General features: G+C 64.9%; 21 protein-coding genes. 12 read left to right on the top strand and 9 right to left on the bottom strand.

Features of this window, described 5'->3' with window-relative positions:
- Positions 1-259 precede the first annotated feature (259 nt).
- From VZC37_RS22035 to VZC37_RS22025, 3 genes are read left to right on the top strand one after another with little or no spacing between them, the layout of a single operon-like run.
- Positions 260-595, top strand: coding sequence for a cupin domain-containing protein (locus tag VZC37_RS22035; protein WP_330435798.1), 336 nt, complete (start codon positions 260-262; stop codon positions 593-595).
- Positions 596-647: 52 nt separating this feature from the next.
- Entirely contained in the window at positions 648-1,514 is an 867-nt protein-coding gene (locus VZC37_RS22030) for an alpha/beta hydrolase (RefSeq protein ID WP_330435796.1), read from the top strand.
- A 24-nt stretch (positions 1,515-1,538) separates the two neighbouring features.
- Positions 1,539-2,141, top strand: coding sequence for an NYN domain-containing protein (locus tag VZC37_RS22025; RefSeq protein WP_330435794.1), 603 nt, complete (start codon positions 1,539-1,541; stop codon positions 2,139-2,141).
- Positions 2,142-2,224: 83 nt separating this feature from the next.
- On the opposite strand, the gene VZC37_RS22020 is transcribed toward VZC37_RS22025, so the two are convergent.
- Positions 2,225-2,536, bottom strand: a complete 312-nt coding sequence (locus tag VZC37_RS22020; RefSeq protein ID WP_330435793.1) for a YciI family protein — start codon at positions 2,534-2,536, stop codon at positions 2,225-2,227.
- Positions 2,537-2,844: 308 nt separating this feature from the next.
- Here VZC37_RS22020 and VZC37_RS22015 point away from each other — a divergent pair, with 308 nt between their 5' ends.
- From VZC37_RS22015 to VZC37_RS21980, 8 genes are all read left to right on the top strand, one after another.
- A complete protein-coding gene (locus VZC37_RS22015) occupies positions 2,845-3,903 on the top strand; it encodes an LLM class flavin-dependent oxidoreductase (protein WP_330435790.1) in 1,059 nt (352 codons plus the stop codon).
- Positions 3,904-3,933: 30 nt separating this feature from the next.
- Complete coding sequence (locus VZC37_RS22010) at positions 3,934-4,407, top strand: hypothetical protein (RefSeq protein ID WP_330435788.1); 474 nt, start codon at positions 3,934-3,936, stop codon at positions 4,405-4,407.
- Positions 4,404-4,907: a flavin reductase family protein gene (locus VZC37_RS22005; protein ID WP_330435786.1), complete on the top strand. Its 504-nt coding sequence runs from the start codon at positions 4,404-4,406 to the stop codon at positions 4,905-4,907. Before VZC37_RS22010 ends, VZC37_RS22005 begins: the two co-directional genes overlap by 4 nt.
- 10 nt (positions 4,908-4,917) lie before the next feature.
- Positions 4,918-6,327, top strand: a complete 1,410-nt coding sequence (locus tag VZC37_RS22000; RefSeq protein ID WP_330435784.1) for an ethanolamine ammonia-lyase subunit EutB — start codon at positions 4,918-4,920, stop codon at positions 6,325-6,327.
- Complete coding sequence (gene eutC / locus VZC37_RS21995) at positions 6,327-7,103, top strand: ethanolamine ammonia-lyase subunit EutC (protein WP_330435782.1); 777 nt, start codon at positions 6,327-6,329, stop codon at positions 7,101-7,103. Before VZC37_RS22000 ends, eutC begins: the two co-directional genes overlap by 1 nt.
- 272 nt (positions 7,104-7,375) lie before the next feature.
- On the top strand, positions 7,376-7,603 hold the full coding sequence (locus tag VZC37_RS21990) for a hypothetical protein (RefSeq protein ID WP_330435780.1): 228 nt from the start codon (positions 7,376-7,378) through the stop codon (positions 7,601-7,603).
- On the top strand, positions 7,600-9,072 hold the full coding sequence (locus VZC37_RS21985; protein ID WP_330435778.1) for a cytosine permease: 1,473 nt from the start codon (positions 7,600-7,602) through the stop codon (positions 9,070-9,072). Before VZC37_RS21990 ends, VZC37_RS21985 begins: the two co-directional genes overlap by 4 nt.
- A 226-nt stretch (positions 9,073-9,298) precedes the next feature.
- On the top strand, positions 9,299-11,146 hold the full coding sequence (locus tag VZC37_RS21980; RefSeq protein ID WP_330435777.1) for a helix-turn-helix domain-containing protein: 1,848 nt from the start codon (positions 9,299-9,301) through the stop codon (positions 11,144-11,146).
- A gap of 14 nt (positions 11,147-11,160) precedes the next feature.
- Here the strand turns inward: VZC37_RS21980 and VZC37_RS21975 are convergent, their stop codons facing one another.
- The 7 genes from VZC37_RS21975 to VZC37_RS21945 form a co-directional block, all read right to left on the bottom strand.
- Complete coding sequence (locus tag VZC37_RS21975; protein ID WP_330435775.1) at positions 11,161-12,555, bottom strand: aldehyde dehydrogenase family protein; 1,395 nt, start codon at positions 12,553-12,555, stop codon at positions 11,161-11,163.
- A gap of 81 nt (positions 12,556-12,636) precedes the next feature.
- A complete protein-coding gene (locus VZC37_RS21970) occupies positions 12,637-13,683 on the bottom strand; it encodes an NAD(P)-dependent alcohol dehydrogenase (RefSeq protein WP_330435773.1) in 1,047 nt (348 codons plus the stop codon).
- A 70-nt stretch (positions 13,684-13,753) separates the two neighbouring features.
- A complete protein-coding gene (locus VZC37_RS21965; RefSeq protein WP_330435771.1) occupies positions 13,754-15,019 on the bottom strand; it encodes a CaiB/BaiF CoA transferase family protein in 1,266 nt (421 codons plus the stop codon).
- A gap of 171 nt (positions 15,020-15,190) precedes the next feature.
- Positions 15,191-16,663 carry an aldehyde dehydrogenase family protein gene (locus VZC37_RS21960; protein ID WP_330435769.1) on the bottom strand — a complete coding sequence of 491 codons (1,473 nt, stop codon included), beginning with the start codon at positions 16,661-16,663 and terminating at the stop codon, positions 15,191-15,193.
- A 55-nt stretch (positions 16,664-16,718) separates the two neighbouring features.
- Positions 16,719-17,204 (bottom strand): MaoC/PaaZ C-terminal domain-containing protein, encoded by a 486-nt coding sequence (locus VZC37_RS21955; RefSeq protein ID WP_330435766.1) that lies wholly within the window; start codon positions 17,202-17,204, stop codon positions 16,719-16,721.
- A gap of 11 nt (positions 17,205-17,215) precedes the next feature.
- On the bottom strand, positions 17,216-18,379 hold the full coding sequence (locus VZC37_RS21950; RefSeq protein WP_330435765.1) for a thiolase C-terminal domain-containing protein: 1,164 nt from the start codon (positions 18,377-18,379) through the stop codon (positions 17,216-17,218).
- On the bottom strand, positions 18,376-18,795 hold the full coding sequence (locus VZC37_RS21945; RefSeq protein ID WP_330435763.1) for a Zn-ribbon domain-containing OB-fold protein: 420 nt from the start codon (positions 18,793-18,795) through the stop codon (positions 18,376-18,378). Before VZC37_RS21945 ends, VZC37_RS21950 begins: the two co-directional genes overlap by 4 nt.
- Before the next feature lie 278 nt (positions 18,796-19,073).
- On the opposite strand from VZC37_RS21945, the gene VZC37_RS21940 reads away from it, so the two are divergent.
- Complete coding sequence (locus VZC37_RS21940; protein WP_330435760.1) at positions 19,074-19,823, top strand: FadR/GntR family transcriptional regulator; 750 nt, start codon at positions 19,074-19,076, stop codon at positions 19,821-19,823.
- A 115-nt stretch (positions 19,824-19,938) separates the two neighbouring features.
- On the opposite strand, the gene VZC37_RS21935 is transcribed toward VZC37_RS21940, so the two are convergent.
- Positions 19,939-21,054, bottom strand: a complete 1,116-nt coding sequence (locus VZC37_RS21935; RefSeq protein ID WP_330435758.1) for an NDMA-dependent alcohol dehydrogenase — start codon at positions 21,052-21,054, stop codon at positions 19,939-19,941.
- Positions 21,055-21,194 lie beyond the last annotated feature (140 nt).

Below are 21,194 nucleotides of genomic sequence, written 5' to 3'. Positions count from 1 at the left end.
GTTGTCGGCCACGAGCCGGCAACCCCGGATTCGTCTCTTCCCTGTCGATCCCGCGTGATCGAAACCGGGTATCCAGACCACGCGCACCCGTTCACCGGGAAGACGCAGGCATCGGCTGCGCGCACCTTTCTCGGTGGACGAGCCGAACATCTCCCGGATTGGCCGCTGTGTCGTGGGTCCACACATCGTGCAGTTGTAGGGCGTGGCTTTCCTCGGTTTGGAGATATCGATCAGCCCATCGCCTTCATAGCATCGCGATATGACCAAACACTTCGCCAGCGCGAACATCGTAGAGCTCGACAAGGTCGACACACCGGCTGGAGACGGGAACTCGACGATCAGGACCGGGCTTCACCACATGGGTTCCGTCGGTGACGTCGACTTCGGTGTGTGGGAGGTGGAGCCGGGCGTCCTCGACGGCGTCGTGGAAGCCGCCGAGGTGTTCGTCGTGTTGTCCGGCGCCGCCACCATCGTGTCCGACGGCGACCCCGAACCGCTTGGTGTCGGCCCCGGCGACGTCGTGCGACTGATTGTCGGCCAGCGAGTCCGGTGGGATGTCACCGAGACGGTCCGCAAGGTCTACGTCCACCCGTGACCGCGTCACTTCACCATCACCCACGACCGAGACACGTAGGGACGACACCATCGTGAACAATCTCCCCGGCACCCAGTACCAGGACCAGTCCGAGATCGACGTACAGCTCGACCTGATCTACCACATGTGGGATCTCCCTCAGTACAACGACTTCTGGCAGACCGAGAGTGCGAAGGCCCTCGAGCGCCACCAACCGATCGAGGACATCAGGATCGGCGCGCGCGACGAGGAACGCGTCGACGTCTTCAAGTCCGCCAAGCCGAACTCGCCCATCGTGGTCTTCATCCACGGCGGCTGGTGGATGATGTGCACTCGGAAGTTCTTCTCCTGTGTTGCACAGGGTTTCGTCGAGCGCGGCTACACGGTGGTGATCAGCGACTACGCCCTGTGCCCCAAGGTCGGCATCCCTGACATCACAAACGCGTCCAGAGCAGCAGTGGCGTGGGCGTACGAGAACGCCGAGAGCATCAACGGTGACCGGGAACGCATCTTCGTGACCGGGCATTCGGCCGGTGGCCATCAGACCGCGATGGTATCGATCACCGACTGGCACCAGTACGGACTGCCCGCCGACGTCGTCAAGGGCGCGGCCCCGATCAGCGGCGTGTTCGACATCCGCCCATTCCAGTACTCGTGGATTCAACCGAAACTCCAATTGACCTCGGCGATCGCACTGCAGGAGAGCCCCCTGTTCCACATCCCGGCGCACGGACCACCGCAGTTGGTGATCCTCGGAGAGGAGGAGTCGGTCGAGTTCCACACCCAGTCGGAGAACTTCGTCCGGGCCTGGCGTGACGCAGGCATGGAGGCGCAGTACTTCGACGCACCGTATGGCGACCACCAGACCAACATGCAGATGCTCCTGGACCCCGATTCCGAACTCGTCGTGATGATGGATGAGTTCTACCGCAACTGCTGACCAGCTGATCTACCGAAGGAAATCATGAACAGCGCTTCAGTTTTCGTCGACGGCGGCCCCTTCTACGATGCACTCCATGCACGGGCGTGTTCGGTCGACATCGACTATGCTGCCCTGGCCAACACCCTGGCAGCACCGGCCGAGACGACCGCCATGTCCTACTACATGTCGCTGATACCGGCGGAGCCGTATCCGGCTCGAACGCGCCACCACCGCGCCGTCCTTGACATGGTGCGATCGCAAGGCTTCGAGGTGCGCACCGGCCGGACCGAGGTGGTCTACTCGGCATTCATCGAACGAGGGGTGGAGGCGCTGATGTCCACCGACATCGTACGGACCGCCACCACCACTGACGTCGACACGATCGTGCTGGTGAGTCAACGGCCGGAGCTGCTGCCGGCGGTCGAGGCCGCGCAAGCAGCAGGAAAGACGGTGCGCGTGGCCTACTTTGTGAACCGGTTCGAGCCCTCGCCGTCTGAATTGGCCGATGCTGCCGACGTGTTCACCGAGATCACCGTGGACGACATCCTGGCACTGCCGCTGATCGGGCCGACACGGCATCGTGTGGTCGGCCACGCGGCATCGCAGCTTGCCGCGGCCGGTGTCGGGCAGACGCCGCCCGAGTGACCGAACGAAAGCCCCGCTCGTATGCCTTACACGAGCGGGGCTTTCGTTGTCGCGGTGTCCTTTCGTTGTCGCGGTGTCGCTGTTTACTTCTGCGCTGCCAACGTCTCCACCAGCGGTCCCGCCACCGGGCGCCATTCGTTGATGGTGACCACCCCGCAGCCGGAGCGGGCGTTCGGATCGGCCATGATGATCTCTCGCGCTTCCGATGTGGAGTCCGCCTCGATCACGATCTGCCCGCCCGGGGGGTCCTCGGCGCCCCACGTGGTCGCCACGAGGATGATCTCTCTCGCCAACAGGTCCTCGATGAACGCGACGTGTTCGTCGGACAGGTCGGCCCGTTTGCGTCGGGTCTCCTCATTGTCGTAGTAGTCGTAGACGGCTGAATAGAACGGCACGGTGGTTCCTCTCGTGACACTGTCGAAGGTCGGACGCGGCCTACGGTATCGGGAGCCACAATGTCTGGCTCCGTTCGAATTTCGGAAATCACGACGGCCTCTTTCGCACTTCTGGGCAATCGAGCCATCCGGTCCCGTCTGCACCGATTCGGCAGAATCGGGGGCTCGGTTTCCTCTTTCCCACGGAGGTCGCGGAGCGGTTGCGCTCGCTAGTTTGGTCAGAACAGCGATCGTCAACGGCAGCGTGGCCGGTCAATGACATTGCTTCACAGGGCAATCAAGGCCCCACACCGACAGGAGCTAGAGCCATGCGATGGAGCATCATCCAAGAAGCCGATCAGTCCTCGAGCACCAACGAGGAGCGTTATCACGAGGTCATCGAAGAGGTCGCGCTTGCTGACCGACTGGGCTTCCACGCATACGGCACGTCCGAGCAGCACTTCTTTCCGCCGAGGTTCACCGTCTCCGCGCCCGAGGTGCTCTACGCGGCGATCGCCATGCGGACCGAGAACATCAAGCTTCGACCGATGATCGTGGTGCCGATGACGTGGCATCACCCGATTCTGATCGCCGAGCGTCTGGCTTCGCTCGACATCGTCTCCCGAGGTCGGGTCGAGCTCGCGACCGGCCGCGGCAACAACCTCAACACCATGAAGGTCTTCGGCATCGACCCGTCCGAGACCCGGGAAATCTACGCCGAGGCGATGGATGCGGTGGAGGCCATCCTCGACAATCCGGACGAGGTCGAGCATCACGGCAAGTACTGGGATTTCCAGAAGACCACTGTGGTGCCACAGATGATGGGTCAGCGCTTCCCGAATCTGTCGATGGCGGCGTCGAGTGTGGAGTCGCACGGCGTGGCAGCCGACCGCGGCTACGGCGTGATCTCGTTCGAGAACTACTTCGGATTCGACTTCCTGCAGGAATGCATCGACACCTATCGCAAGACGATCACCCAGACCGCGGCGGCACCGCACAAGGTGAACGACTATGTCGGACTGTGTGTGGGAACGGCATTCTGCGCCTCCACCACAGAGCGAGCGCGGGAACTCTCAGGCGCCGAGGCGATCAAGTACCTCAAGACCACCCTCGAGGTCTACAAGCCGATGGCCAACCAGCCCGGGTACACCTATATGGATCGCATCAACACGCTCATCGACAAGCAGGACGATCTGGACTGGCTGTGCGAAGAGACCTCCGTGGTCATGGTGGGCACCCCCGACGATTTCATCCGGCGCGGCAAGAAGCTGGAGGCGATGGGCGTGGAGGAGATCATCCTCCGCATCGACGGACTGCCGCACGGCGACATCATGGAGTCGATCGAGCTGATCGGCCGCGAGGTCATTCCGGCGTTCGACAACGACTAGCACTTCGTCTCGATCAACACGAGGACTGACATGACAACCATTGCGGGAGTTGCCTGCCGCGCGCTCGATACCCCGGCAGAACGCAAACTGTACTTCTCCGGCCGCGGGGCCGACGGGACGGAGCATCGGCCCGAGATCGTCCTGAACGCCTCAGACCTCGGCGCAGCGCAGCGCGAGCGACGGCGAATCATGGACGGGTGCAACGGTGTCGCACCGTTGGTGATGCTGCGGCTCGAGGGACTGTTGGCCGACACCTTCACGGAGGCTCGCACACACCTCACCGAGTACCGCGGCCGACGCGGTGCCGACGAGTCGACGGTCCGCTATGTCGGAACCCCGGCCGGCCTGGCCGGTCTGATCGCCGACATCGGCGCCGCCGAAGTCGCCGACGGCGTGATTCTGGTGCCGCTGGACGCTCCTGGTTCGTCGGATCTGATCGCACGTCACACCATCCCGTCGCTGCGTGAGCGCGGCATGCGGATCGAGGAAGGGGCATCCGTATGACACTGGCCACCGATCCCGGTTGGTACCGAAAGGTGCTGGCCCACTATCCCACCGGAGTATGCGCGGTCACTGCGACCGAGGCCGACGGAGAACGGGCCGGCTTCGTGGTCGGCTCGTTCACCTCGGTTTCGCTGGACCCGCCTCTGATCGCGTTCTTTCCGGACAAGTCGTCGTCGAGCTGGCCCCGCATCGAGAGAGTGGGCAGATTCTGCGTCAACGTGCTCGGCGCCGATCAGGAGTTCGTCTGTCGCCAGTTCGCCGCGAAGGGAGGCGACAAGTTTGCCGGGATAGGCTGGCGGGAAAGCGCTTCGGGCTCGCCGATCATCGACGGCGCCACGGCGTGGATCGATTGCGAACTGAGCCACGTCCATGAGGCGGGTGACCACTACGCGGTGTTCGCCCGGGTACTCGGGCTCGACGTCGTGCACGACGGATCGCCGTTGATCTTTGCCCATGGCGGCTATGGCCGTTTCGCCCCATCGTCCTGCGGCCGGCCTTGACGGCGATCACGTGAGGTTCCGCCAGTCGATCGCCGGCCGGACCTACCAGTTCGATGGCCTGGTGGACGTGATGGCCAAGGCCAGTCCGCGACGCTCCGGTGATCAACTCGCCGGGTGCGCCGCGGAATCGGATGCCGAACGTGCAGCGGCCACCTGGGTTCTCGCCGACATCGACTTGTCCACCTTTCTGGAGGAGCAGGTCGTTCCGTATGAGTCCGACGCGGTCACACAGCTGATCCTCGACAACCATGACCGCGGTGTCTTCGCGTCTTCGTTGGCGCACATGACGGTCGGCGACTTCCGCGACTGGCTGTTGAGCACCGCCGTCACCGATGTCGGAGGAGAGCGGATCACGGCCGTGTCCGACGGACTGACACCCGAGATGGTGGCGGCCACGTCGAAGATCATGCGGAATCAGGATCTGGTGCTCGCATCGTCGGCGGTCTCGCCGACCTCGGCGTTTCGCACCACCGTCGGCCTTGCGGGTCGGATGGCGACGCGACTGCAACCGAATCATCCGACCGACGATCCACGAGGTGTGGCCGCGGCCGTGCTGGACGGACTGCTCATGGGCTGTGGAGATGCCGTGATCGGCATCAATCCGGCGACCGACTCTCCGCACGCCACCGCGGAACTGTTGCACCTGCTCGACGAGATCCGACAACGCTTCGACATCCCCACGCAGACCTGTGTGCTCTCACATGTGACGACCACCATCGACCTGATCGAGCACGGGGCTCCGGTGGACCTGGTCTTTCAGTCGATCGCCGGAACCGAGTCGGCCAACACGGGTTTCGGTGTCACCATCCCGATGCTTCGGGAGGCCAACGAAGCCGCACGTGCTCTCGGGCGTGGAACCGTCGGCAACAATGTCATGTACCTGGAGACCGGCCAGGGGTCGGCCCTGTCGGCGTCGGCGCACTGGGGGGTCGACGGCAAACCCGTCGACCAGCAGACGCTCGAAGCGCGCGCCTACGCCGTCGCGCGCGACCTGGACCCGCTGCTGGTGAACACCGTGGTGGGCTTCATCGGTCCGGAGTATCTGTACGACGGCAAACAGATCGTGCGTGCCGGCCTGGAAGACCATTTCTGCGGCACTCTGCTCGGCCTTCCGATGGGGGTGGACGTCTGTTACACCAACCATGCCGAGGCCGATCAGAACGACATGGACGTGTTGCTGACACTATTGGCCACTGCCGGAACCGCATTCGTCATCGCTGTACCCGGTGCCGATGACGTCATGCTCGGGTACCAGAGCCTTTCCTTCCACGACATCCTCTACGCCCGGCACCTGCTCGGTCTGCGCGCCGCGCCCGAGTTCGAGCAGTGGCTGATGAGCATGAACATCGCCGACGACTCCGGTCGCATCACGCCGAGACCCGTCACCGAGTCCCCGTTGCGGGCGCTGGACGCGGGCTGATGTCGGGCACCGACCTCGATCCGCGCCACGACGCCTGGGCGCGGATGCGTGCCGTGACGCCGGCGCGGATCGGGCTGGGATTCACCGGCATCTCCCAGCCGACACGGACAGTACTCCGATTCACCGCCGATCACGCCGTCGCGCGTGACGCCGTCCGTTCACCGCTCGATGTGGACTCGCTCGGAGCCCAGTTGCGTGAGATCGGCATCGGTCCGGCCACACACGTTCGGAGTCGCGCGTCGACACGTTCGGAGTATCTGCGGCGTCCAGATCTGGGCAGAGTGCCTGCGGTGGACTCCGCGGTCGCGCACAGCGGAGCCGACGTCGGTGTCGTGATCGCCGACGGTCTGTCGGCGCGCGCCGTGCAGCAGCACAGTGTGCCCTTTCTGCGGGCGTTGATCTCGACGCTTGGTGATCGATACCGATTCGCTCCGCCGGTGGTGGCCACGCAGGCTCGGGTGGCGCTCGGCGATCATGTGGGGCAGGCACTCGGGGTGGAGACGGTGCTGGTCCTGATCGGCGAACGCCCGGGCCTGACGGTGGCCGAAAGCATGGGGATCTACCTCACCCATCACCCGTATCCGGGGCGACGTGACGCGGAACGCAATTGTGTTTCCAACATCCATCGGCCCGGCGGCCTGAGTCACACCGACGCCGCCGACGTGTGCGCGGCGCTGATCGACGGTGCCAGGCGACTCGGCCGTTCCGGTGTTGACCTCAAAGACGTTTCGCGGGACACACGCCTCGCCGCCCGCGACCGACGCGAACTGCCCTGATCATCGCCGGCCGGAATGAACCTTCGGCACTGTGGGACAGATCATTTCGGGCTTGTTACGCGGATTGCGCGTAACTGTGGACCTTCGTCGCGTTGTTCCTCATCGTGGTGGATGATTGGCCGGCCGTCACTGCGCAGAATGATCTGTGCTGCGGGTTGGTCGCCGATGCCCACGTCTGCCGCAGTTTCACCGCGTCCGCGATGGTCGGCCCTGGCACCGCCAGGTGGCCCGGCCGGTGTGACAGGCCACTTGATGAGAAGGAAGTCGCAACGATGACCACAACCGAATCCGCCGCAGCGGGTGTTGGGGACCGCCCGATGAACAGTGCCGGCGGCAGTATCGACGCCGCGCTCCGTGAGGCAATCGATACGATCGACAGCACCGACTACCGGCACGACAATCCGGCGTTCGGATCGCTGAGCGGCCGTGACGCCCTTGTTCTCGGCGTTCTGTACGTGCTGCTCCCGGTGGTCCTGGCGATTGCCGTGTGGATCGCATGAGCAGCGACATCTCCACTTCGGGTGGCGCATCCGATTTCCACGAGCACGCACTGATGGGCCGACTGCCCGTGCTGACCTCGGAGCGGGTGTACACGACGTGGTTCTCGTGGCTCCTGCAGGCATTCCTTTACGGCGCGGCCACGTGGTCGCTGCTCGGGGGTGGATTTCTGGGTTCGCTGCTCCCGCCGTTGGAGGGTTTCGCGGCATTCATCCTCGGCCAGACGATCGCTCTGCTGGTCTGCTCGCTGTTCACCGGGGTGGTATGCGCCCGCTACGGCATCGACACAGCGGACGCCGCACGGCCCGCACTGGGCGTGCGCGGAGCGCAGGCGGTGAGATGGCTGGTGTTCTTCGTCATGATGGCGACCACCGTCATTCTCGTGGCGCTGATGGCGGCCGCGTTCGACGAGTTCGCCTCGGTGACGCTGGGGATGTCCGACAACAACGTGGTAGGGCCACTGTGTGCCATAGCCGCCTTGGTGTTGTGCGTTGTCCTCGCCGGGATCGGGCCCACCATTCTGGAGCGCGTGGCCAACTGGGTGATCGCCCCGTTGTTCGTCGTGCTGCTGGTGGCGCTCGCCGCGACCTTGATCAACCGTTACGGTTTCGTCGAGCTGTGGAACCTGCGTCCGGACCCCGAGACGACGGTCCCCGGGGCCTACGTCATGGCGGTGGAGTTCGGCGCGGCCACGGGCTTCGGCTACTGGGTGACCACGGGGGCGATGTATCGGCTGGTGAGCACCCCCAGGATGGCGATGCACGGGAGCGTCATCGCCTGGTCGTATCTGATCCTGCCGATCGTCGGCGTCGGCATCTTCGCCTCGCTGGCAGTGGGTTCGGCCGATCCGACCCATTGGATGTACGAACTGATGGGGCCGATCGGTGGGGCCGTGGCGATGATCTTCATCGTCATCGCCAACATCACGGCGCTGGTCGTGATGCTTTACGTCGCAGCGGTATCGGTGCGGCAGTCGAAGTCGTTGATGAGGATCCCGTCATGGCTGACGATGTGCGTGTTGGCGCTGCCCGCGGCGTTCGCGACGTTCTTCGCCCACCAGGTGCTGGACTCCTACAGCGGTATCGTCTCGTACATCGCGCTCGCCTCCGCACCGGTGGTGGCCGTGCTGACCGTGGACTATTTCGTCCTACGCCGGGGTGAGCTCGACATTCGCCACATCTTCACCTCGAAACCAGGCAGCAAGTACTGGTTCTGGGGTGGGGTCAATCCCATGGCGTTCATCGCCATCGTGGTGGGAATCGTTGTCTACCTTGCTCTGTACGATCCCGTGAGCGGTGAGCACGGAACGGTGTTCCAGTACGTCACCGCTTCCCTGCCGTCGTTCGTCAGTGCCGGGCTGGTGTATTGGCTCCTGACTGTCTGTGTGGTGATTCCGCGAGGTCTGGGTTCATACCCATCCGCCCGGACATCCCGTGCTGTCGAGTTGGAAGCCGACGACGTCCGGTTCTGATGGTCAGCGATCCCGCGGCCCCTGCGGCCGCGGGATTGCCGGCGTCGGCGTTGGTGTGTTCGGAATCTCATCGCTCAAAAGTGCTGTGAACAGCGGGTTTACCCGTTCCTTACATCGGTAACCCGAATGTCAATCGGCGCGTGTGATGTGTAACCGGCGCGTCCGATGCCGTTGTTATCGTCGCCAGGGTTCGAGACCAGAAGGGTCGGGGCGGACAGGAGTTGGGATGACGACGGAACTCGGGACGCTGACCGATGCAGGGGAAAACCCCGGGCTGGTCGAGGCGACATTGCTGAACCGGATCGGCGCGATAGCCCGGGAGGTCCGCAACGGCGACAGCCTCGAAGCCACCTTGCGTGAGCTCGGCAGCGCCGTGGTGGAGACGACACCGTGGCCCATGTGTGGCGTGGAGTTGTTCGACGTCGACCACAATCGGCTGTTGGCGTGGACATCGGCCGGTTTCGACGCGGCAGCGGTCGAGGTGCTGACGCAGTGGCACTGGGAAGGTGACCCATCAGTCACCGCCGCGCGACGCAACCAGGTGTTGACCGTCCCGGACGTCTTGGAGGCCGACGCATTTCCCAAAACGAGGAGTGAGGCTGTCCGGTCGGGTTTCCGGTCGGCCGTGTACGTGCCGGTTCGGTTGGACCGGTGCTGGGCTGTGGCGTCCTTCTGCCGACCAGACCGTCACGACTACACCACCGCGGAGCTCGCCCTGGCGGTGAGTCTCACGTCGTTCGTGGCGATCGCCGTGGAATGTGCGATGAATCGACCCAGTCGGCGGGAATTGGGTGGCGACGCTGCCGACGGGAGGGAACGGACTGCGCAACACCGGGCCACCGCACACGAGCGGCTCCTGCGCTTACAGTCCAGAGACGCGACGATGACCGAACTGTGCGGGGGCGTTGCGGATGTCCTGCATCTCCCGGTGATGTTCCTGGACCGCTTTCGCCAGCCGCTTGCGACCGCTGGTCTGAGCACGGGCGACGCCGCCGATCTACTGGACGACATCACTCGGTGTAAGCCCGTTCCCGAGGGCGACCCCGCGCCACCGACAGTGCGTCGCGGACGCTTCACAGTGGTCACAGCCGACGCGTATGACCGCCGCGAGCACATCGCCTCACTCGTCGTGGTGATGCCCATCGGAGAGCGGGCCGACCCTGACCTCGAAGGGCTGATCGACGTCGCCCGAGAGCACCTGGCCCTGGCCGTGATCAGACGACGTGCGGGTTTCGAAACCGAGATCAGGATGAGGCAGGGTTTCGGCGAGGCCCTGGGGTCGATGGCCGGTGGCGGGCTCGCGCTGTCCCAGTACGCGTCGATGCTGGGTATCGAACTGGCTGTGCCACAACGGGTCATGCGTGTGCATCCGGAGGGAATGGACCGACCGCTGTCGTCCCATGATGCCTACGAGGTGAGCAATCTACTGACCCGGCGACTCGCCGACATAGGCGTCTCGGCGGTCGTGTCGCCGGTTGGCGGCGTCGATTTCGTCGTGGCCATTCGAGATCAGCAACGAGTTCGCGCCGCCACGCGGCCGGAGATCGCTGTCCGGAGCGGCCTGAAGGACGCGTTGACGTTGCTGCGCGGATCGGCGGCAACGACAGTGCGTATCGCCATCGGGACGGGCAACAGCGGCACAGGGGTGGACGGCCTCGACCGTTCGCACCGGGAAGCCAAGCGCGCCCTGGAGGTTGCGCGGTTCCTCGACGGCGATGACGGCGAGCGCGACATCGCCGATGCCGGAAGCTACCGGCTGCTGGCCGCCTCCTCGATGGACTCCCTCACCGATCAGGAACTGTTCGTCCGTCGCTACCTGCAACCGTTGTTGGACTACGACCGCATCCACGGCGCCGGCCTGGTCGAAACACTCGCCGCCTACTTCGAGAATGTCGGCAACGTGCAGCGGACCGCGAACAAGCTCTTCCTGCACCTGTCGACCGTGCGTTATCGAATCAAGCGGATCGAGGAGATCGCGCAGATCGATCTGCGCGAGGAAGAGGACCGCCTGTGCATGCAACTCGCGTTGCGTATCAAGCGGTTCGCGGCCGACCCGAGGCCCAGCATCGCGTAGCGCGTGGCGAGTCCCTATTCGGTGATGCCGTAGGTCTTGATGTTGGCGAAGGAGTCGACTCCCGCACGCCCCAGCTCACGTCCGACACCGGAGACCTTCGTCCCGCCGAACGGCGCCTGAATCGGGCCACCGATCCAGTCGTTGATGCCGACGCCGCCCGAGTCCAGGTGACGAGCCACCCGATGCGCCTCGTCGAGATCTTCGCTGAAGACCGTGCCGCTCAGTCCGTATGGAGTGTCGTTGGCCATCTCGATGGCCGCGTCCGCGTCCGGTACGCGGTGAATCAGCGCGATCGGCCCGAACGCCTCCTCGTAGTACAGCCGCATGTCGCGGGTGATCCCGGTCAGCACCGCCGGCGCGAAGAATGCACCCGGGCCGGCGACTCGGCCGCCGGGCACGACGACCACGGCGCCCTTGGAAACGGCGTCGTCGTAGAGCGCCTGCAGGTCATCGGCCGCCGACTCACTCGAGAGCGGTCCGACCGTCGTCGACGGATCGAAGGGATCACCGACAACTTGGCGGCGGAACCCCTCCGCGACGAGGTCTGTCAGCCGGTCGGCAACCTTGTCGGTCACGATGATGCGCTTGGGCGAGGCGCACACCTGACCACTGATCTGCAAGCGACGCGCCACGAGCGTCTCCGCGGCCCGTTCGACATCGGCATCATCAAGAACCACAAAGGGATCTGATCCGCCGAGTTCCAGAACGACCGGCTTGACCCGGCGGCCGGCCTGCTCGCCGATCAGCTGACCGACGCGATCCGACCCGGTCAGCGTGACCGCCCGCACACGCGGGTCAGCGATCAAGCTCGACACCTGAGACGACGACAGCAACGCCGTCGCGTAGACCCCTTCGGGCAACCCGGCGCGCGCGAAGAGATCGTCGAGCATCAGCGTCGAGCCCGCGGTGATGTTCGAGGGCTTCAGGAGCACTGCGTTGCCGAGCAACAGATTCGGGGCCGCGACACGTACGGCCTGATACAACGGGACATTCCAGGGCTCCACGCCCAGGGTCACGCCGACGGCTTCACGCCGGACCCACAGCCGCGTGAATCGCCCCGCGTCGACGTCCTCCTCGCCCAGCCACTGCTCACCGTTGTCGGCATACATCCGAAAGATGGCTGCACACGTGTGGGCTTCGGTGACCGACTGCTCGTACACCTTGCCCATTTCGGTGGAGACCTGTCGACCGAGCGACTCCGCATCCGCGTCGAGAAGGTCGGCGATCCTGTGCAACACCGCGATTCGCTCGTCGAGCGGCACGTCCCGCCACACCGCGAACGCCGCGTGCGCGCGCTCGAGCAACGCAAACGCCTCGGCTTCGGTCGTCCCCGGAATCTCGCGGATCAGCTCGCCGGTGGCAGGGTTTGCGATGCGGTACGTACGCACACCGTCAATCGTCGTCGTCATTGCTTCTCTCTCATCTGTCCAGTTCGGGCGCAATGCGCCACCGGTCGTCGTTCGCATCGGAACCGGGAACGGATGCCACCCTCAGATCGCCGACATCGTCTTCACGTCGAGGACGAATCGGTACCGGACGTCGCCGCGCTCCACGCGATCGAAGGCCTCGTCGAGGCCGTCCGCGTCGATCATCTCGATCTCCGCAGCGATCCCGTGCGCGCCACAGAACTCGAGCATCTCCCGGGTCTCGGCAATGCTGCCGATTCGCGCGCCCGACATCGACCGGCGCTTGCGCAACAGCGAATAGACGTCGATCGAGATCGGTTGCTTCGGGACACCCAGGTTCACGAACGTGCCGTCGCGGGCGAGCAACCCGAGTAGCCCGTCGTAGTCGAGTGCTGCCGGCACTGTCGACAGGATCAGGTCGAACGACTCGGTCAACTCGGTGAATACCTCGGGATCGGTCGTCAGCCGGTAGTCGTCGGCGCCCAGTCGCATGGCATCCGCCCGCTTCGCGTCGTCGATGTCGAGCACTGTCGTGTGCGCACCGAGCGCGGCCGAAATCTGCACTCCCACATGACCGAGGCCACCGAAACCGACGATCGCGACGCGCGAGCCGGGTCCCACCTGCCAGTGCCGCAGCGGCGAGTACATCGTGATACCCGCGCACAGCAGCGGAGCAGCCACCGCGGATGTCAGTGAATCCGGGATCGGGATCACGTAGTTCTCGTCTACCACGATCTGTTCGCTGTACCCGCCCAGGGTGACCTCCCCGTCGAGGATGCCGTTGTAGGTACGGATGTGTTCGTGGCGGCAGTACTGCTCCATCCCGGCTTTGCAGCTCTCGCATTCCCGGCATGAATAGACCATGCACCCGACACCGGCCCGATCCCCCACCGCGAACCTGCTGACCTGAGCGCCGACGGCAGTCACCCTGCCGACGATCTCGTGGCCGGGCACGATCGGATACCGAGTGGTGCCCTTGCTGTGCCGTGTGTGGCTCACGTCCGAATGGCACACACCGCAGAAGTCGATGTCGATCAGCACATCCAGTGGGCCGGGATCGCGCCGTTCGATCACCACCGGCTTGAACGCCTCGCCTTGCGCGGATACGGAACGGGCGTTGACGTTGATCATCCGGCGCACTTCTCTCGTTCGGTCCTCGGACTGGATGTGGTGCAGGGCAAGCCGCCTGAGGTCATTGCGCTCAGGACGCTGCCGACGCCACGGGATCGACGACCGGACGAAGGACCCGGCCGAAGGCGCCCGCGTCGGCGAGTTCATCGATGCGGTCGGCCGACAGCCCGAGGTGGGTCGAGAGCACCTCATCGCGCTGCTCGCCGAGCTTCGGAACCGAGGCCCGGTCATCGATCGCGAAGCCGGTCGGATCAGTCGGCTGCCGGAACGTCCCGCCGATACCGTCGTCGACCTCGACAAACATCCCGCGGCTCTCGAAGTGCCCGAGCTCGAGCACCTCGTCCATGGTCAGCACGGGCGCCACCGGGAGGTCGGCGTCGGTGATGATCGCGACGACGTCATCGCGGCTGTACTGCATACTCCACGCCTCAACGATCTCTTCGACGTCCGATTGATGCTTGGCCCGCTCGAGATAGGTCGCATAGCGCGGATCGGCGCCGAGTTCGGGGCGGCCCATCGCCGCACAGAGCCGCACCCAGAAATCGTCACGGTTCACCCCGAGATTGAAGAACCCGTCGGCGGCCGCGAAGGTTCCGTATGGCACGCCGTGGAAGTTGTTGGCGCCGGCCGCCTTCGTCGCCTCCGCATCGGCGGCCTGCACACGTGCCAACGCAACGGTGTTCATCGGCAAGGTGCACTCGGTCAGCGCCAGGTCGATCAGGTGACCCTGCCCCGTCTTCGCACGCTGCAGCAGAGCGAGCAGAATGCTCGAATGCGCGGTCATCCCGGCCGCGATGTCGCCGAGAGCGAAACCGCACCACACGGGGCTCCCGGAACGATCCCGCGTGAGTCCGGTCGTTCCCGACAAGGCCTCGGCAACCATGGCGAGTGCCGCGCGCTCTGCGTCCGGGCCGGCGTTCTTGAGCCCGAAGCCGGTGATCGCGGCGACGACCAGAGCCGGGTACTGCTCGCGCAGCGTCTCCGGGTGCAACCCGAGACGGCCCAGCGCCTGCGGGCGCATGTTGGTGATGAAGACGTCGGCATCGCTGAGCAGTTCGCGCATCAGCTCGGCGCCGGCATCGTTCTTGAGGTCCAGCACCACGCTGCTCTTGCGCCGGTTGAGCGCGCCGTAGTAGCCGGACACGCTGCCCTCGTCGGTGCGCCGGATCGGTTCGCGGGCCCGGGTGAGTTCGCCGGTGGGCGGTTCGACCTTGATGACCTCGGCGCCTTCGTCGGCAAGCAGCATCCCGCAGTACGGCCCCGCGATGAGGTGGGTCAGTTCGACGACCTTGATCCCGGCGAGGACGCCAGATCCCACATGCGCTGTGTTGTTCACTTCGAGCTCCCTGCTCGTGAGTAGCGGTGCGACCGATCGCGACGCGACCGAGAGCAGCACCAGCTATAGCCTGACATTTGCTCTTTTGTCATGGAACTACCTGATTGTTCACCTGTCAAGGGCGGAGTCGACATTCCCGAGACCCCAAGAAACCGCACGTCAGACGTTGCGTCAGTTCCCGGTGCCCATCACGAACGGATCGCGTGCACTGTCCGAGATGTCGAGCATCAAGTTCTTTGTCGCCGTGTACTCGAGGAGCGCATCGGTACCGCGTTCGCGGCCGTAGCCGCTGCGCTTGAACCCGCCGAACGGCGCCGTCGCGCTGATGGTCCGGTAGGTGTTGACCCACACCGTCCCCGCCACGAGTTCCTGGCCGACTCGGTGCGCTCGCGCAAAGTTGGTGGTCCATACGCCTGCGGCGAGACCGAACTCGGTCCCGTTCGCGATCTCGATGGCCTCGGCCTCGTCCGAGAACCGCATCACCGCGAGCACCGGGCCGAAGACCTCACGCCGGGCGAGCCGCATGTCCGGCGTGACATCGGCGAACACCGTCGGAGCCACGAACAGGGTGCCGTCGCGACCTTCGGGGGACCCGCCACCGGTCACGAGACGCGCGCCGTCTTCGATGGCCGCTTGGATCTCGCCCTGGATGCGGCGGAAGTGCGCGGCATGGGCAACCGGTCCGACCTGGGTCTCCGGCTCGAGCGGATCACCGAACGTGATCGCGCCCGCGAGCTCGACGATCCCGTCGATGACCTGGTCGTAGATGCTGTCGTGGACCAGCAGCCGCGAGCCCGCGACACAGGTCTGACCCGATGCCGCGAAGATTCCCGAGACCGCGCCCGGGATCGCCCGATCGAGATCGGCGTCCTCGAAGATGATGTTCGCCGACTTGCCGCCCAGTTCGTAGAGTCCGGGCACCATGTTCGCCGCCGCGTTGGCCGCGATGCGTCGCGCCGCGTCGATGCCGCCGGTGAACGCCACCATGTCGATCCCGGAATGTTCGGTCAGCGCCTGGCCGGTCTCGGCAGCGCCCGCGATGATGTTGACGACACCGGGTGGGAAGCCGGCCTCGACGACCAGTCGGCCCAGCGCCAACGCACTGCCCGTAGCGCTCTCCGAGGGTTTCAACACGATGGTGTTGCCGGCCGCGACCGCCGGAGCGATCTTGTTTGCGGCGTTCTGGAGCGGCGAGTTCCACGCACTGATCGCGGCGACGACGCCGAGTGGTTCCCGCACCGTGAAGTCGATCAGGTCGTACTTGTCCTGCGGTTTGGTCTCGCCGAGGACCTTGTCGATCGCGCCGGCGATGAATCGCGTCTGCCGCGCCGCGAACCGGGCCTGACTGCGATGTTCCCGGATGGCCTTGCCGTTGTGTCGGGTGTCGTACTCCGCCAGGGTGTCCGCGTCCCGCTCGATGAGGTCGGCGAGCCGGAACAGCAGCTTCGCGCGGTCGTAGGCAGGCGTGCGTCGCCAGGCCGGGAAAGCAGCACGGGCCGCGGCGATCGCGACGTCGACGTCCTCCGGCGACGCCGCGGTGAACACGGCCCAGGGCTCCTGGCGGTACGGATCGATGGTCTCGAACTCGGCGCCCGAACCCTTCGTCCATTCACCGTTGACCAGGTTCTCCCGGAAATCCTCCATCGTGTGCCTCCTCGACGCGACCGCCACTAGTTTACATCTAAGCTTGTGTCTGACATTACACCTCTTGCGCGTACCCTGGGTCAACAGGCGCACGGCGGTACAGATATGTACTGGTCATCTTCTGGACGACCTCGTCGTTCTGATTCAGGATCCGGCGTTCGAAGGTCACGACACCCTTGTCCCCACCACTCGTCGGCCGGGTCTCGATCACCTCTTGTTCGAGCCGAATGGTGTCGCCGTTGCGCACCGGCGCGGTCATCACCCACTTGGACACCTCCAGCAACGCGATCAGCGTCCCTTCGTTGATTCCCGAGGCGTATCCGAGTCCTGCGGCGATCGCGTACACGAGCGGGCCGTGCGCCACGGGCTCACCGAACGGCGTGGTCCGCGCATACTCCCAGTTGGCGTGCACCTCGTTGAAATCTCCTGAAAGACAGGCGAAGTTGACGATGTCGGTGGTGGTGATCGTGCGCGATCCGGTGACGTAGACATCGCCGACCTCGAACTCGTCGAAGTACTTTCCGCGAACTGCGTTTGACATGTGTCGGCTCCTTACCGTGAATTCGAGAGGACCAGCGTGCAATGCGACGACAACACGCCACCCTCGACGTGGACGACGGCGAGTTCGGCGCCGTTCACTTGACGTTCGCCGCATTCTCCCCGCAGCTGACGCGAGGCCTCGATGATGTCGAACAGCCCGCCGGCCGCGCCCGCGTGCGCGTGCGACAACATGCCGCCGTGCGTGTTGACGGGCAACTGTCCGCCCAGTCGCGCTCGCCCCTCCGCGAAGAACTCGCCCGCCTCGCCCCGGGCCACGAACCCGAGCTCTTCCAGTTCGATCAACGGCACGATGGTGAAGCAGTCGTACAGCATCGCCATGTCGAAGTCACCGGGCACCACCCCCGCCATCTCGTAGGCCGCCCGGCCCGACACCTCGGCACCGGTGTGTGTCAGATCGCCGGCCATGCTGACGTGCTCGTGCGTATGGAACTCGCTGATGCCGCGCAGATACACCGGCGATGTCGTCAGTTGGCGGGCACGCTCGGCCGACGTCACGATGATCGCGCCCGCAGCGTCGGAGATCAGACAGCAGTCGAGCAGATGGAGCGGCTCGGCGATCATCTTCGAGTCGAGCACGTCGTCCACGGTGATCGGAGTGCGCATCTGCGCTTCCGGATTGAGGCTCGCATGGTATCGAGCGGTCACCGCGACCGACGCGAGATGCTCTGACGTGGTGCCGAATTCGTACATGTGGCGCTGCGCGACCAGCCCGTAGAGCGCCGGCATCGGCGGCCCATACGGGTTCTCGAAGTTCGGATGCCCAACAGTGGTCAGAGCCGCAACCGCCTCGTCGCGCGTCTGGCCGGTTTTGCGGTTCTCCCCGATGACGATCAGCACTGTCGAACACTCGCCGGCGGCGATCGCCATCGCCGCATGGTTGAGCATCACTCCCGGCGTCGCGCCCCCGACCACCATCGACGCCGCGTATTTCGGCCGGACACCCAAGTACTCGCACATGACCGAACCGAGCATGAAGTACTTCTCGGTCATCGAATACGCGGTCAGCAAACCATCGATCTCGTCCCAGCCGATACCCGCGTCCTCGACCGCACGCTTCGCCGCCTCTGCCGCCAGGCCCAGGCCGGTGCGATCGGGAACCTTGCCCACTCGCGACGACCCGACACCGGCGATCGCCACTTTGTTCTTGACGCTCATCGCCCGCTCCCCGCTTCTTCCAGAACGAACTCGGGAATCCCCACCTCGGCCGACTCGTGCCGAAAGGACACGGCCACCCGGGCCCCGATGGCGACCCCTGACGGGTCCGCCAGGATGTTCGACATCATGCGCACGCCCTCATCGAGGTCGATCAGCGCGACGATGTACGGGGCGGATCCCGCGAACGCCGCGCTCGGCGCCCGGTGGACGACCGAATACGAGTAGACGGTCCCACGTCCCGACGCCTGCTCCCACCGATGTTCGTCGGAGTGACAATGCGGGCACAGATGGCGCGGGTAGAAACGCGGCCGATCACAATCGACGCAGAATTGGAGCACCAGTTGCCCCTCTGCGGCCGCCGCCCAGTACGGGCGCGAATCCGCGTCCGGACGTGGCAGAACACGATCGGTGGTCACGACGAACCCCTCCCTGCCGTGCAGATCAGGCGGACCGCGCCTCGCGTCAGCGGGTGACAACAGGCGCGCGAAAGACTGACATTTGACATAGTGCAATGGAAGCCGAGGCACACAGCAATGTCAATCCGCCGCCGCCTCGATCACGCCATGAACCCGGGCACCGGAGCGGAAAACGGGTGCGCACCGGTGGACAAGCGGGTACACTCACGATCTAACGTCGTACATTTAGCAGTCTGGCCAGAAGATGCTGTCCAGGTAATCATCTAGTCGGAGGCGCTGTGAGTATCGAGATCGGTGAACAGGATCCCGGGAGTGCTCCATTCCTCGGACGGACCGTCCTGAGACCACGCCAGCAGGTCGAGGACGCACTCCGGGAGGCTGTCCTCAGCGGCCAACTGCGCGTCGGCGAACGACTACCGGCGGAGACCGAATTGGCTCGCCAGTTCAGCGTGAGTCGACCAACCGTGCGAGAAGCCTTGTCCGCGTTGGAGACCCAGGGGCTCATCCGGAAGGTTCCGGGAGCCGGCGGCGGAAGCTTCGTCCAGACGGTCGACCACCACGCGCTCGGCGAGGTCATCCAGGACTCGATGCACACACTTGTGCGGCTCGGCAGTATCAGCGCGATCGAGGTTGCGATGGTCCGTCAGTATCTCGAAGTCCCGTCGGCCGCCCTCGCCGCAACGAACCGTACCGAAGCAGATGTCGCCGAACTGAGGTCGATCATCGACGCACAGAAGGCGTGCACCGTCGATGATCCCCGCGTTCCCGAATTGGACGTGCGATTCCACACCGCAATCGCCCGGATGTCCGGTAATCGTGTTCTGGCGTCACTGATCTTCGCTCTGCATCGCGAATCCGAGCCCGTAAGCTATCTCGAGATGTCCCCCGACCTGGGTCGGGAGACTGTGCTCCAGCACCAGCGAATCGTGAAGGCCATCGCCGGAAGCGACTGCGCGGCCGCCGAAGAAGCGATCACCGAACACCTGACCTACCTACGCGAGCACATGAAGGTCGCCACGCAACGATAGGCGGGCGGCCGGTGAGGCCCGCACATGGGACCCTGGCGTCCGGCCTCCGGCGCAACACGAGAACTGGGCCCGGTCTTCGCAGACCGGGCCCAGTTCCTTTACTCCCTCTCGGGTCTCAGAACTCGATCAGACCCCGAATGTTCTTGCCCGCGTGCATGTCCTCGTATCCCTGCGCGATGTCATCGAGCCGGTAGCGGGTCGTGATCAGTTCATCCAGCCGGAGCGCTCCGGACTGATACATCTCCAACTGCTCGAGGATGCTCCAACTCGGGACCATCTCCCCGGCCAACGACCCGACCAACTTCTTCTGGTAGTTGGTCAGTTCGGTGAGCGAGATCGGAACGCCGACGGCGTCGGCGGGCCCGATCGACGTCACCACGGTGGTTCCGAGCTTGCGGGTGGCGCGGAACGCCTGGGCGACGATGTCGCCCGACACGACTCCGACAGTGACGATGGCAGCTGCCGCCCCCTGTCCGTTGGTCAGCTGCCGGCCGATCTCGGTCGCCTCGTCCATCGAATCGAAAGCGTGGGTCGCGCCGAGCTTCAAGGCGGTTTCGCGCTTGAAGGCCACCGGGTCCACAGCGATGATGTTGGCCGCCCCCGCATGCCGCGCACCCTGGACTGCATTGATCCCGACACCCCCGACACCCATGACGATGACGGTGTCACCGGGCGCCACCTTCGCGGAGTTGACGGCCGAACCCCACCCGGTGCCCACTCCGCAGCCGAGCAGACAGACCACGTCGAGTGGAACGTCATCCGGAATCTTGACCACCGACTCGATCGCGACCGTCGTCGTCTCGCAGAAGGTGGAGATGCCGAGCATCTGACCGACCGGCTGCCCGTCCAGGGAGAGCCGGAAGCTCCCCGGGTCGTCGAATCGCGCCCCGGTCAGCAGGCTGGCTCCCGTATCGCACAGATTCTGGTGTCCGGTGGCACACCAGCGACAGCGCCCACAGCCGGGAAGGAAGGAGAGGACGACGTGATCCCCTTCCTTGAAACCGCGAGTCCCCGGCCCGACCTTGGTGATCACGCCGGCACCTTCGTGACCACCGGCCCACGGGAGGACGTCGGAAGGAATGTCGCCGGTCGCGATGTGATCATCCGAATGGCACAGCCCCGAAGCGACGAGCTGGATCTGGACCTCGCCGTTGCGAGGGTCGTCGACCTCGAGATCGACGACCTCGTATGTGCCGGGCGTCTTCCGGAGAATCGCTCCTCGAGTTTGCATTTCGTCTCCTGGGGCTCTCTATCGGGGGAGCAAGCATCCGTGAGCCCTACGGATCTCTTGCGGTATGCGCAGCAGTCGCTGCGTCTTCGGCTCAATGCCGCTGTGACTGGGTTCGACTTTCGAATACCTGGTGATGACTA

It is taken from the genome of Gordonia sesuvii (assembly GCF_036350415.1).
Lineage (GTDB): Bacteria > Actinomycetota > Actinomycetes > Mycobacteriales > Mycobacteriaceae > Gordonia > Gordonia sesuvii.
This window is presented reverse-complemented; position numbering and strand designations above follow the sequence as displayed.